9 protein-coding genes are annotated in these 13118 nt (G+C 72.5%); 8 read left to right on the plus strand and 1 reads right to left on the minus strand.

The features are described from left to right. Positions 1 to 16 precede the first annotated feature (16 nt). From ACLHRZ_RS04560 to ACLHRZ_RS04595, 8 genes are all read left to right on the plus strand, one after another. The gene (locus tag ACLHRZ_RS04560) at positions 17 to 2986 is read left to right on the plus strand and encodes an AfsR/SARP family transcriptional regulator (RefSeq protein WP_490416927.1); all 2970 of its coding nucleotides are present in this window, start codon (positions 17 to 19) and stop codon (positions 2984 to 2986) included. A gap of 176 nt (positions 2987 to 3162) precedes the next feature. Then, positions 3163 to 4104, plus strand: a complete 942-nt coding sequence (locus ACLHRZ_RS04565; protein WP_490416928.1) for an L-tyrosine/L-tryptophan isonitrile synthase family protein — start codon at positions 3163 to 3165, stop codon at positions 4102 to 4104. A gap of 107 nt (positions 4105 to 4211) precedes the next feature. Next, positions 4212 to 5030 (plus strand): TauD/TfdA dioxygenase family protein, encoded by an 819-nt coding sequence (locus ACLHRZ_RS04570; protein ID WP_490416929.1) that lies wholly within the window; start codon positions 4212 to 4214, stop codon positions 5028 to 5030. Beyond that, positions 5027 to 6553, plus strand: a complete 1527-nt coding sequence (locus tag ACLHRZ_RS04575; RefSeq protein ID WP_490416930.1) for a 4-hydroxyphenylacetate 3-hydroxylase family protein — start codon at positions 5027 to 5029, stop codon at positions 6551 to 6553. Before ACLHRZ_RS04570 ends, ACLHRZ_RS04575 begins: the two co-directional genes overlap by 4 nt. A gap of 1 nt (position 6554) precedes the next feature. After that, positions 6555 to 8429, plus strand: coding sequence for an asparagine synthase (glutamine-hydrolyzing) (gene asnB / locus ACLHRZ_RS04580; protein WP_490416931.1), 1875 nt, complete (start codon positions 6555 to 6557; stop codon positions 8427 to 8429). Further along, complete coding sequence (locus tag ACLHRZ_RS04585) at positions 8429 to 9418, plus strand: quinone oxidoreductase family protein (RefSeq protein WP_490416932.1); 990 nt, start codon at positions 8429 to 8431, stop codon at positions 9416 to 9418. Before asnB ends, ACLHRZ_RS04585 begins: the two co-directional genes overlap by 1 nt. Beyond that, entirely contained in the window at positions 9411 to 10268 is an 858-nt protein-coding gene (locus ACLHRZ_RS04590; RefSeq protein ID WP_490416933.1) for a DODA-type extradiol aromatic ring-opening family dioxygenase, read from the plus strand. Before ACLHRZ_RS04585 ends, ACLHRZ_RS04590 begins: the two co-directional genes overlap by 8 nt. A 115-nt stretch (positions 10269 to 10383) precedes the next feature. Continuing rightward, complete coding sequence (locus ACLHRZ_RS04595) at positions 10384 to 11568, plus strand: alpha/beta hydrolase family protein (RefSeq protein WP_490416934.1); 1185 nt, start codon at positions 10384 to 10386, stop codon at positions 11566 to 11568. Between the two features lie 58 nt (positions 11569 to 11626). Here ACLHRZ_RS04595 and ACLHRZ_RS04600 read toward each other — a convergent pair whose 3' ends face one another. Continuing rightward, positions 11627 to 13102 (minus strand): UbiD family decarboxylase, encoded by a 1476-nt coding sequence (locus ACLHRZ_RS04600; protein WP_490416935.1) that lies wholly within the window; start codon positions 13100 to 13102, stop codon positions 11627 to 11629. Positions 13103 to 13118 lie beyond the last annotated feature (16 nt).

Below are 13118 nucleotides of genomic sequence, written 5' to 3' on the forward strand. Positions count from 1 at the left end.
GCGCACGCTCCCTGCCGTGCGGCCACAGAAGGGCGGTCCTGCGGTGGAGCTTCCGCGCGTCGAGTTCAAGGTGCTGGGGCCCCTGGCGGCGCACGCCGACGGCCGTGCCCTGCCGCTCGGCGGCCCCAAGCAGCGGACCCTGCTCGCGATGCTGCTCGTCCACGCCGGAACCCCGGTCACCGCGGACCGGCTGAGCGACGCGATCTGGGGCGCGGCCCCGCCGGCGTCGGCCCAGGCCAACGTCCGCAGCTACGTCGCCGTCCTGCGCCGAGCGCTCAACCCAGCCTCCGGAGAGGACAGGTTGAGCCTCGGCCACGGCGGCTACCGGCTGCAGCTGCGCCCCGGCGAACTGGACCTGAACCGGTTCGACGAGCTCGCCGCGCGGGGCCGCACCGCTCTGGCCACCGGGGAGCACCGGGCCGCGGCCCAGGCCCTGCAGGAGGCGCTGGGGCTGTGGCGCGGCGGCCCGTACGAAGGAGTCGTCCACCACGACGCCCTGCACATCGAGACCGCCCGCCTCGAAGAGGCGCGGCTGGCCGCACTCGAGGACTACGCCGAGGCCCGGCTGGCCCTCGGCGAACCCCGCGAGCTGACCGCCCTGTTGCGCACCGAAGTGGCCCGCCACCCGCTGCGCGAATCCCTGTGGGCCCGGCTGATGGTCGCCCAGTACCGCTGGAACGGCCCGGGCGACGCCCTGAAGTCCTACGCCCGCGCCCGCGCCGTCCTGCGCGACGAACTCGGCCTCGAACCCGGCTCCGAACTCCGCCGCCTGCACCGCGCCGTACTGGCCCGGGACCCCGCGCTGGGCGCCCCGCCCGACCCCGCACCGCCCGTGCACGCCGGGGTCGTCTGGCAGGCCGGGAGCCAACTCCCCGCGGACGAGACCGACTTCGTCGGCAGAGGCCGGGTGCTGGCGAGAGCCGGCGGACTGCTCGACCCGCCGCCCGGCACGCCCTTCCGGACGGACTCGCCCTGCTCCGTCCCCGTCGTCGTCCTCACCGGCCTGCCCGGCGTCGGCAAGACGACCCTCGCCACCCGGCTCGCCCACCGGCTGCGGGACGCCTTCCCCGACGGCCGGCTCTTCCTGCACCTGGACGGCGCCCGCGGCCCCCACCGCGACGCCGGCGCCATCCTCGCCGACCTGCTGCTCGGCCTGGGCGTCTCCGGCTCGTCCGTCCCCGAGACGACCGAGGACCGCGCGGCGATGTTCCGTTCGCTGCTGTCCGGCCGCAAGGTGCTGGTGCTGCTCGACGACGCCCGCGACGAGGCCCAGATCCGCCCGCTGCTGCCCGGCACGCCCGGCTCCGCGGCCCTGGTCACCAGCCGGGCCCGGCTGACCGGGCTGACCGGCGCGGAACTGATCGACATCGACCCGTTCGACGACACGGAGTCGCAGGACCTGCTGCAGCGCATCGTCGGCCCCCGGCGGCTCGCCGCGGAACCGCAGGAGACCGAACGGATCCTGGCCAGCTGCGCCGGACTGCCGCTGGCCCTGCGGGTGACCGCGGCACGCCTCGCGAGCCGCCCGCACTGGCGGATCCGGCGCCTCGCCGACCGGCTCGCCGACGAACGGACCCTGCTGGAGGAGCTCACGGTGGGCGACCTCGCCGTCCGCACCAGCGTCGCCGCCAGCTACCACGGCCTGGCCCCCGACGCCGCCCGCGCCTTCCGCGCCGTCGGCATGCTCCCCTCGCCGGAGTTCCCCGGCTGGGCCCTCGCCGCCCTGCTCGACGCCCCCGGTACGGACGGTGCGGACGATGCGGACGATGCGGTGGACGTCCTGCTCGACGCCAACCTGCTCCAGGTCCAGGGCATCGACGTCCAGGGCCAGCCGCGCTTCCGGATGCACGACCTGCTGCACGTCTACGCCGCCGAACGCGCCCTCGCCGAGGAACCGGCGGCCGGGCAGCAGGCCGCGGTGGCCCGGGTCCTGGACGGCTGGCTCTCCCGCGTGCGTGTGGCCGGCCACCAGCTCATCCGCGGCAACGGCTGCAGTCAACTCCCGCAGGCCGAAGGCGACTTGGTCGGCTGGCTGGAGGGCGAGCGCACCAACCTCGTCACCGCGGCCGAGTTCGCCGCCGCGTCCGGATACTGCACGCACGCCGCCGCGCTCGCCTCCGCTATGGAGGACGTCTGCCACGTACGGAACTGGTGGGACGAGTGGGAACACGTGGCACGGGCCGCACTCGCCTGCGCCGAAGCGGCCGGCGACGCCGTCGCCGCCGCGGTCGCCCAGGGCTCCCTCGCCCGCGTCTCCGCCGTCCGCGGCCGCGTGGACGACGCCATGACCCGGTACGCCACCGCCATCGCGCAGTTGGACGAACTGGGCGAGGCCCACCACGCCGCCCGGCTGCGCACCCACCGCAGCATCGCCGTCGCCGACCGGGGCATGGCGGACCTCGCCCACGACGACGCGGCCTCCGCGGCCGCCGTGATGAGCCGGCTCGGCGACGAACACGGCCGCGTCATCGCCCTGCGCAGCCTCGCCTTCGCGCTCGTCTGCCAGGGTCGCGGGGCCGAGGCCGTCGACACCCTGGCACCCGCCCTGGAGACGGCCGAACGGCTCGGGCACCCGCTCGCCCTCGCCGACATCCTGCAACTGCTGGCCTGGGCCGAGTTGTCCGCCGGCCGCACCGACCGGGCCGCCGGCCACCTCGACCGCGCCCTCGTCCTCTTCCGCAGGGTGCGGCACCGCCCCGGGGAGGCCTACGCGCTGATGACCCTCGGCCGGGCACACGCCGAGCACGCCACCGGCCCGGCGGCCGCGGCCCGGGCGCTGGGGCCGCTCCGTGCGGCGGCCGCCGTCTTCACCGAGCTCGGCGAACGCCGTGGCGCCGCCTTCACCGACTACTGGCTGGGCCGCGCCCACGCCGCCCTCGGCGACTCCGGTGCGGCGGCCGACCATTTCGGCCGGGCGCTGGGCGGGTTCCGCGGGCTGCGCATGCCGTACTGGGCGGGGCGCGCCGAACGGGGGGTGCGTACCTGAGCGCTCGGCGGGTGCGTGGTGCTTCGGCTGCGGGCCGGCTGTGGTTGCTCGCGCAGTTCCCGGCGCCCCTTACGGGGCGCGTCTTCGGGGCGCGGCACCGGATAAGTGTGCAGGTTCTGTGCGTTTCTCATGCGCGCGCCGAGCAGCGTGGCAGCCAGTCCACGAAGGGAGGCGCGGTGTCCGATCTCGCCGCACCCGATATCGAGCTGGTTTCCATGGAAGTGATCCGGGAGGTCCTGGCGCACCAGCGCCGAATGCGCGACGGCGGCTGCACCGGAAGGGTCTGCCTGCGGTGCGCCAGGCATCACCTGGACACGGTCCGCAGCGCCATGGAGAGCGGGCGGCGCATCGACTTCGTGCTGCCCGCATTCCCCACGAAGTCCCCCAACCCGGCCAAGGTCCTGGGCCCGCTGCCCGACCTGGCCGAGGAACTCGCCCTGCGCTTCCTCGACGAACTGTGCGAGCGCATCAGCGAGATCTACCCGCCCGGAGCCGCCATCACCATCTGCTCCGACGGGCGCGTGTTCAACGACCTGCTCGGCGTGAGCGACGAGAACGTCACCGCCTACGCCCGCGAACTCGACCGCATGATCACCCGGATCGGTGCCGGCCACCTCGAACAGTTCACCCTCGACGACGTCTACAGCGGCGCCGGACACGAGGAGATGCGCACCATGCTGTCCGCGGCCTGGGCCCCGTCGCTCGACGACCTGCGCGCCGAGGTGCGCGCCGGCGGCGCACCGCTCGCGATGTACCGCGGTATCACGCGGTTCATGCTGGAGGACCTCTCCGGTCCGGATTACACCGGGACCCGGTCCGCGCTGCAGCGGCGGTGCCGTGACCTGGCCTACCGGGTCATCCAGCGCAGCCGGGCCTGGGGGGATCTGCTGGGCAAGCTGTTCCCTTCGGCGATCCGGCTGTCGATCCATCCGCAGCCCTGCAGCACGGAGAAGATCGGCATTCTGCTCGGCGATACGCCGGATGCGTGGCTTACGCCGTGGCACTCGGTTGCCGTTGAGCGTGACGGGCGGCACGCGCTCATGAAGCGCGCGGAAGCCGAACGGGCCGGCGCCCGGGCCGTGTTCGTCGGTGGGCGTCCCACTCATTACGTGCTTTAGCCGGTGCGGGCCGGCTTGGGCTGGTCGCGCCCACGCGGCGGAGCCGCATATGTAACCGCCCCGCGCCCCTGACGGGGCGCGGAGTGCCGCAATCACAGGAGAACTCCATGAACACCACCCCCATCTCGCCCTTCGGGCTTGCCATACCGGCGTCCGGAGAGCACATCACCGACCTTGACGCGGCCGCCCTGCGCGACCTCGTCCGGGAGCACCACCTCGTGCTGCTCCGCGGGTTCGGCGTCTTCGACACGGCCGACGAACTCTCCACGTACTGCAAGGGTTTCGGAGAGCTCAGCGTCTGGCCCTTCGGGACCGTGCTGGAGCTCGTCGAGCAGGAGAAGCCCGAGGACCACATCTTCGACCACAGTCACATGCCCATGCACTGGGACGGCATGTACCGCGAACAGATCCCCGAGTTCCAGGTGTTCCAGTGCGTCCACGCACCCGGCGCCGGCAACGGCGGCGAGACGACGTTCTCGCAGACCGCCGCCGTGCTGGAGAACACCGACCCGGAGACCGTCGCCCGCTGGTCGGGGGTCACCGGCACCTACCGGCGCGCAATGGAGTACTACGACAGCGTCACCGTCGCGCCCGTCGTCGACGCCCACCCCGTCACCGGCACCCCGGTCATCCGCTACAACGAGCCCACCGCGGCCGACGACACCGGCTTCGTCAACCACCCGGACCTGACCTTCACCGGGCTCCCCGACGCCGAACTCGCCGCCTTCCAGGCCGACTTGCAGGCGGCGCTGTACGACTCCGCGCACCTGTACGCCCACGCCTGGCAGACCGGCGACGTCGTCATCACCGACAACTACACGCTCCTGCACGGCCGCAACTCCTTCACCAGCGGTGCTCCCCGGCACCTGCGCCGCGTCCAGGTGCTCGGCACCCCCGCCCTCGACAACCCGGGACTGGTCCGATGACTGCCACCAACGACCTCATGACCGGTGCCGAATATCTGGAGAGCCTGCGCGACGGCCGCCAGGTGTATCTGAACGGCGAGCGCGTCAAGGACGTCACCACCCACCCCGCCTTCCGCAACTCCGCCCTGTCCGTGGCCAGGCTGTACGACGCCCTGCACGACCCGGCCACCGCCGACGTGCTCACCGGCGTCGACGCCGACACCGGCATCCGCACCCACAAGTTCTTCAAGCCCAGCCGCTCGGCGGCCGAGCTCGTCGAGGCGCGCGAGGCCATCGCCACCTGGGCGCGGATGGGCTACGGGTTCCTCGGGCGCAGCCCCGAGTACAAGGCGTCGTTCATGAGCGGCCTCGGCGTCAACGCGGACTACTACGGGCCGTACGCCGCCAACGCCACCGCCTGGTACCGGGAGTTCGCGAGCAAGGCGCTGTACCTCAACCACGTCATCATCAACCCGCCGGTCGACCGCAAGCAGCCGATCCACGACATGGAGGACGTCTTCGTGCACGCCGTGCGCGAGACCGACGCCGGGGTCGTGGTCAGCGGGGCGAAGATGCTGGCCACCGGCTCCGCGATCACCAACGCGGGCTTCGTCGCCCCGGTCGGCTCGGCCGTCCTCGCCCCCGGCAAGGCGGAGGCGTTCGCCCTCGTCTTCTTCGTCCGCATGGACAACCCCGGCGTGAAGCTGGTCTGCCGCACCCCCTACGGGCAGGGCGACGCGTTCGACTACCCGCTGAGCAGCCGGTTCGACGAGAACGACAGCGTGCTGCTGCTCGACGAGGCCCTGATCCCCTGGGAGGACGTCCTCGTCCATCGCGACATCCCGCGCGCCACCGGCTTCTACGCCACCTCCGGCTTCCCCAACCTCTACAACTTCCAGTCCGGCACCCGGCTGAGCGTCAAACTGGAGATGATGGCCGGGCTGCTCTCCCGCGGCACCAGGGCCAACGGCACCGACGAGTTCCGCGGCGTGCAGGCCGCCGTCGGCGAGCTGATCACCATGCGGGACATGGTGTGGGCGCTCACCTCGGCCATGGCGTACGACCCCGAGCCCGGCAGCGGCGGCACCGTCGTGCCGCGCCTGGAGCACGCCTCCGCGATGCGGATGTACAACGCGCAGGTGTGGGACCGGGTCCACGAGCTGTTCGAGACCACCCTCGGCGGCGCGCCCCTCGCCGTGCCCTCCAGCGGCCGCGACCTGGCGAACCCCGAACTGCGGTCGCTCATCGACCGCTTCTACCGCGGCTCCGACTCCAGCGCCGAGGACCGCATCAAGCTGCTCAAGCTGGTCTGGGACGCCATCGGCACCGAGTTCGGCGGCCGGCACGAACTGTACGAGCGCAACTACTCCGGCAACGGCGAGCAGGTCCGCCTCGACGCGCTGCGCTGGGCGACCCGCCGCGGCAGCCTCGCCCGCTACGAGGCCATGGTGCAGGACTGCCTCGACGACTACGACATCGACGGCTGGCGCCGCGGCCCCTGGCTCGACCGGACCGGCGGCCTGCCCGGAAGCGAGGTCGTCTGACATGTGCGGCATCACCGGATGGGTGGACTTCACCCGCGACCTCACCCACGAGGCCCCGGCCGTCGAGGCCATGACCCGGACCCTGATCGCCCGAGGACCCGACGCGGGCGGCACCTGGTGCGACACCCACGCCGCCCTCGGCCACCGGCGCCTCGCGATCATCGACCTCGAACACGGCACGCAGCCGATGCGCACCCCCGAGCCCGGCCCGCGCGACGGCCTGCCCCGGGCCGTGATCTCCTACGGCGGCGAGATCTACAACTTCCGCGAACTGCGCGAGGAACTCGCCCTGCTGGGCCACCGGTTCACCACCCGCAGCGACACCGAGGTCGCCCTGCGCGCCTACCTCCAGTGGGGCGCCGACTTCGTCCACCGCCTCAACGGCATGTACGCCATCGCCGTCTGGGACACCGCCCGCGAGGAACTCCTCCTTGTACGGGACCGGCTGGGCGTCAAACCCCTCTTCTACCACCCCACCCCGGGCGGCGTGCTCTTCGGCTCCGAGCCCAAGGCGATCCTCGCCAACCCGCTGGCGCAGGCCGCCGCGGGGGCGGAGGAGCTGTGCGACGCGCTGCTGTTCCTGCGCACCCCCGGCCGCGTGCCCTTCCGCGGCATGCACGAGGTAAAGCCCGGCCACCTGCTGCGCGTCGGCCGCGACGGCATCCGCGAGGAGCGCTACTGGGCCCTGGAGTCCCGGCCGCACACCGACGACCTGCGCACCACCATCGCCACCGTCCGCGACCTGCTCGACGACATCGTGCCGCGCCAGATGGTCGCGGACGTGCCGCTGGTGTCGCTGCTGTCCGGCGGCCTGGACTCCAGCACCGTCACCGCCCTCGCGGCACGCGTCCGTGCCGCGGACGGCGCCCAACTGTCCACGTTCTCCGTCGACTTCGCCGGACACACCGAGAACTTCCAGGCCGACGCCATCCGCCCGACCCCGGACGGCCCGTACGCCCTCGAAGTCGCCCGGCACGTCGGCAGCGACCACCACGCGGTCGTCCTCGACCGGGCCCGGCTGCTGGACCCCGCCGTCCGCCGCACCGTCCTCGGCGCCTGGGACCTGCCGTTCAACTTCGCCGACCTGGACGTCTCGCTGTACCTGCTCTTCGCCGCCGTGCGCGAGCACGCCACCGTGGCGCTGTCCGGCGAGGGCGCCGACGAGGTCTTCGGCGGCTACCTCTGGTTCTCCGACCCGGGGGCCCGCAGCGCCGACACCTTCCCCTGGCTCAAGCTCGGCGCCCACCGCGGCCTCGACGCGCGCAACCTGTTCCATCCCTGGTTCGTCGACGGGATCGACCTCGCCGAGTACCAGGCCGACCTGTACCGCACGGCCCTGGCCGAAGTCCCGGTGCTGGAAGGGGAGAACGCCGAGGAGCGCCGTACCCGCGAACTCGGCTACATCACCCTCACCCGCTGGCTCCCCATCCTGCTGGACAAGAAGGACCGCATGGGGATGGCCAGCAGCCTGGAGGGGCGGGTGCCGTTCTGCGACCACCGGCTCGTCGAGTACGTCTTCAACGTCCCCTGGGAGATGAAGACCTTCAGCGGCGAGGAGAAGGCCCTGCTGCGCGCGGCCGCCGCCGACCTGCTGCCCGAGTCGGTGCTGCGCCGCAAGAAGGCCGCCTACCCCTCGATCCAGGACCCCGCCTACGACCGCGCCCTCATCACCGGCCTCGCCACGGCCTCCGGCGAGGGCGAGGCGCCGCTGAGCCCGTTCCTCGACGGCGACGCCGTACGCCGCCTCACCGCCAAGACGTCCGCCGGCAGCCTGTCCGAGTTCGAGCGGATCCTCGTGGAATCCACCGTCCGCCTCGACGACTGGCTGCGCACGTACCAGGTCGAACTGACCGATGTGAAGGGAAGCACCCACTGATGCATGCGATCGAGATCCGCGAGACCGGCGGACCCGAGGTCCAGCTGTACGTCGAGAAGCCCGACCCGGAGGCCCCGGGGGAGGGGCAGATCCTCGTCGAACTCGCCGCAGCCGGCGTCAACTTCATCGACCTGTACCGCCGCGAGGGCCGCTACCCGCTGCCCGTCCCGTGCGTACCCGGCGAGGAGGGGTCGGGCACCGTCCTGGCCGTCGGCCCCGGGGTGACCCGGTTCAAGACCGGCGACCGGGTCGCCTGGACGACCGTCCTCGGCAGCTACGCCACACGCGTCCTCGTCCCGGAGGACAAGGCGATCGTCGTGCCCGACGGGCTCGACCTGCGCACCGCGGGCGGCGTACTCGTCCACGGCATGACCGCCCACTTCCTCGCCCACGACTCCTACCCGGCGCGCGAGGGCGAGACGGTGCTCGTGCACGCGGCCGCGGGTGGAGTGGGGCTGCTGCTCACCCAGCTGCTCAAGCGGCGCGGCGTGCGCGTCATCGGCACGGTGTCCACCGAGGAGAAGGAGAAGCTCGCCCGCGCCAACGGCGTGGACGAGGTGCTCCGTTACACGGAGACCGACGACCTCGCCGCCGAGGTGCGCCGCCTCACCGACGGCGAGGGCGTGCACGCGGTGTACGACGGCGTCGGCGCCGCGACCTTCGACGCGAGCCTGGCGTCGTTGAGGATGCGCGGCACGCTGGTCCTCTTCGGCGGCGCCAGCGGCGCCGTGCCGCCCGTCGACGTGATGCGGCTGCTGTGGGGCGGCTCGCTGACCCTGACGCGCCCGTACCTGGAGCACTTCCGGGCCACGGTCGAGGAGTTCGAGCGGCGGGCGGGCGAGGTGTTCGCCGGTCTCCTGGACGGGACGCTGACGTTCACGGTGAGCGGGACGTACCCGCTGTCCGAGGCGCCCCGGGCGCACACGGACCTGGCGGCGCGGCGCACGAGCGGCAAGCTCCTGCTGGTCCCGGAGGCCGACCATGGGTGACATCACCGGGGCGGGCCTGCTCTCGCACGCGCCCGTCATCATGTTCCCGGAGGACATGCGGCTCCGGGAGAACGGCGGCCGCGACTTCACGCTGGTGACGGGCCTGGAGCGGCTCCGCAGCGAGGTGATCGAGGCGACCGACCACGACACGGTGGTCGTCTTCGACTCGCACTGGGCGACGACCACGGAGGCGGTGATCACGTCCCATGCGCGCCGCGAGGGTCTGTTCACCTCGGACGAGATGCCGGGCGCGATCAGCCGTCTGCCGTACGACGTTCCGGGCGATCCGGAACTGGCGGGTGCCGTCGCGGAGTTCGCGGAGAAGCGCTCGCTGTGGCTGAGCGCGAACGACGATCCGTACCTGCCGATCCACTACGCGACGCTCAACCTCTGGACGTACCTGGGGCGTCCGGACAAGCCGTGGGTGTCCGTCTCGGTCTGCCAGACGGCCACGACCGAGGACTTCCTGCAGATGGGTGCATGCATAGGGGAAGCGATCGCGAGCGTCGACCGGCGCGTGCTGCTCCTGGCCTCGGGCGGCCTGTCCCACCGCTTCTGGCCGCTGGCCGAACTGCGCAACCGGATGGCCGGTGACCCGGCGCACATCGTCACGGCGGAGGCGCGGGCGGCGGACGAACAGCGCATCGCGTTGCTGGAGGAGGGGCGGCACGACCGCGTGATCGACACCATGCCGGAGTACCTGCGGTACGCGCCCGAGGCCCGGTTCGGTCACTACCTGATGCTGGCGGGGGCATTGGGCGGGGCGTCGTGGCGTGGGCGTGGGCGGCGCTTCGGCGAGTACGAGAACGGGATCGGGACGGGGCAGGTGCACGTCTGGTTCGAGCGGTAGGGGGTGTTGGGGCCCCGGTCCCGTCCTTTCACCACTTCTCGGGGTTGGGACTGGGCCCCAACCTCCTTGACCCCAACGGAGTGACCTAGGCTGACGGCCCGTCGAAAGGAGCATCGTGTCGATCGTCCGACCCGCACGCCGCACCGTGATAGCCGCCGGCCTCGGTGTGCTCGCCGCAGGTGCCGCCGCCCCCGCCGCCTTTGCCGCGCCCGCCCCGGCTCTCGCCCCCCTCCGCCTCGACGGGCCCACCGGCCCCGAGCGCGTGGGTGCCGTGCAGCTGCACCTCGTCGACCCGGCCCGCAAGGACCCGTGGACGGACTCCGGGAAGCCGCGCGAGCTGATGGCGACCCTGCACTACCCGGCCCACGGCACCCGCGGTCACGCGATGCTGCCGTGGTTGCCGGAGGGCGCCGCCCGTGCGGTGAAGGGGCGTTACCCCGGCAAGCTCGACGGCTTCGCCATGCCGATGACCCACAGCGCCGACACCGCGCCGGTGGCCCGCCGCGGGCACCGGCGGCCGGTGCTGCTGTACTCGCCCGGGTTCGGATCGGACCGCTCGTTCAACACCCTCGTCGTCGAGGACCTGGTGTCCTGGGGCTACGTCGTCGTCACCGTCGACCACCCGCACGACTCCGGCGAGGTGGAGTTCCCCGACGGTCACGTGCAGACGCAGACCGTCGTCGGGCGCGACAAGGACGAGATGGTCAAGGCGGTTGCCGTGCGCGCCGACGACCTGCGGTTCGTCCTCGACCGCCTGGCCGTGCTGGACCGCGGCGGCAACCCCGACGCCGAGCGGCGCCCGCTGCCGCACGGTCTGCGCGGGAGCCTCGACCTCGGCCGCGTGGGCGCGTTCGGGCACTCGCTCGGCGGCGCGTCCTCGGCGGCCCTCATGCACCAGGACCGCCGGGTGCGGGCCGGCATCGACCTGGACGGCACGCTGTTCGGGCCTGTCGTCACCGACGGGCTGGACCGGCCGTTCCTGCTGATGGACACCGCCGACCACGACGGCCTGCGCAAGGATCCGGCGTGGACCGAGACCTGGAAGCACCTTCGCGGCTGGCACCGGTGCCTGCGGCTCGCCGATGCGCAGCATCTGTCGTTCACCGATGTCGTGGCGCTCGCACCGCAGATGAAGGGCGGCTTCCCGCAGGTCGGCACCATTCCGGCCGCCCGCGCCGTGGCCGCTGTGCGGGCCACGGTGCGGGTCTTCTTCGACCTGCACCTGTGCGGACGTGCCGACGCGGGGCACCTGTTGGAGGGGGCTTCCCGGCGGTACCCCGAGGTGGGGTTCATCGCCTGAAGGCTGGTCGCTCCATCAGTTCCCCGCGCCTCTTACGGGCGCGGGGAACCCGCGTTTCCTACGGCCTCCGCGCCCCCGCGATCAGGTCCAGCGACCTGCGCTGCACCGCCGCCGGGTAGTTGTCCGCGAACGCCGTGCTGTGCAGCTTCCGCAGGTCGCGGATGCAGTCGTAGACGACCGTCGGGCCCCGGCCCGTGGCGCGCTCCTCGTCCGTGTAGCACGCCATGATGTGCATGATCGCCGTGTCGTGCAGGACTTGCGAGCCGTCCGACGGGTGGGAGCGGGTGGCCCAGCCCCACAGGACGTCGCGCAGGTCGGTCGGGTCGATGTCGTTGTCGAGCACCATGATCCGGGTGACCCACCAGCCGCCGTGCGGGAAGCCGGCGACGGCCTCGCCCACGGCACGGGAGAGTTCCTCCGACGAGTCGAACCCCGTCCTCTCCCGCCAGTCGCGGTCCACCGTGACCGCCAGGACGTGGACGGCGGACTCCGGGATCATCCAGGCCGCGGTGACCGGGATGCCCTTCTCGCGCAGGTGGTGCGTCCAACGGGCCGAGTGTGTCAGGCCGATGAGGGTGTGGTCCTCGTCGACGGGCTTGCCCGCGCACACCACCGGCATGATCGGGTCGTCGCGGTGCGTGATGGCGGTGACGCGGTAGGCGGGCAGGTTCCACTGGTGCGGCTCGGGCACGTAGCCCGCGAACTCGCCCATCGGGCCCTCGGGGATGAGGTCGTCGTGGTCGATGTAGCCCTCGATGACGATCTCGGCGCTCGCCGGCACCTCCAGGTCGACCGTCTTGCAGCGCACGACCTCCAGCGGGTGCCCGAAGTACGCGCCCAGATAGGCGGCTTCGTCCACGTGCTCGGGCAGCGACATGGCGGAGACGAACGGGACCGCCGGCTCGGCGCCGAGCACCAGCGCGAACGGCGTGTGCTCGCCGCGCTCCCGCCACATGTCGTCGATGACGCCGATGTGCTGCGGCGAACCGGTGAAGGTGGCCATGCGGTGCGCGTCGTGGAGCATGGTCCGGGCGATGCCCCAGTTCGTCCACTTCCCGTCGGGGCTGCGCAGCACGAACGTACCGACGGTGTTGACGTACCGGCCGCCGTCGCCCTGGTGCAGCAGAGGGAACGGGAAGCGGGTCAGGTCGGCGTCGTCGCCCAGGAGGACGTTCTCCTGGCACGGGCCCGTCGGCACCACGACCGGAGGTACCGGCTCCGCCGCCTGGGCCGCGACCAGGCCGTCCATCAGGCGCAGCGGCGGGGTCCGCGGATCCAGGCCCAGCGACAACGCGGCCCGCGCGTACGGGTACTCGGGGTCGCTGCTCAGCGCGGCGGGGGCGGTCAGCACCCGGAGGCCGGGCTCGTGGCCGCGGATCCGGGAGAGCAGGTGCGCGGGCGCCCGGTTCTCGGTCGCGTAACGGGCGATGGCGCCGATCTCCAGCTCGACGTCCACCTCCTCGTCGATCACGCGCAGGTCGTCAAGTTTGGCCAGTGCGTCGAGGTAGTCGCGCAGGCTGGTCAGATGATTCATGTCGGTTTCCTCAATC

The sequence above is a fragment of the Streptomyces sp. AM25 genome (assembly GCF_058146165.1).

Coding starts and splice junctions, on each gene's coding strand:
- ACLHRZ_RS04570 (WP_490416929.1), top strand. CDS start 4,212: ATGAACACCACCCCCATCTCGCCCTTCGGGCTTGCCATACCGGCGTCC.
- ACLHRZ_RS04575 (WP_490416930.1), top strand. CDS start 5,027: ATGACTGCCACCAACGACCTCATGACCGGTGCCGAATATCTGGAGAGC.
- asnB (WP_490416931.1), top strand. CDS start 6,555: ATGTGCGGCATCACCGGATGGGTGGACTTCACCCGCGACCTCACCCAC.
- ACLHRZ_RS04585 (WP_490416932.1), top strand. CDS start 8,429: ATGCATGCGATCGAGATCCGCGAGACCGGCGGACCCGAGGTCCAGCTG.
- ACLHRZ_RS04590 (WP_490416933.1), top strand. CDS start 9,411: ATGGGTGACATCACCGGGGCGGGCCTGCTCTCGCACGCGCCCGTCATC.
- ACLHRZ_RS04600 (WP_490416935.1), bottom strand. CDS start 13,102: ATGAATCATCTGACCAGCCTGCGCGACTACCTCGACGCACTGGCCAAA.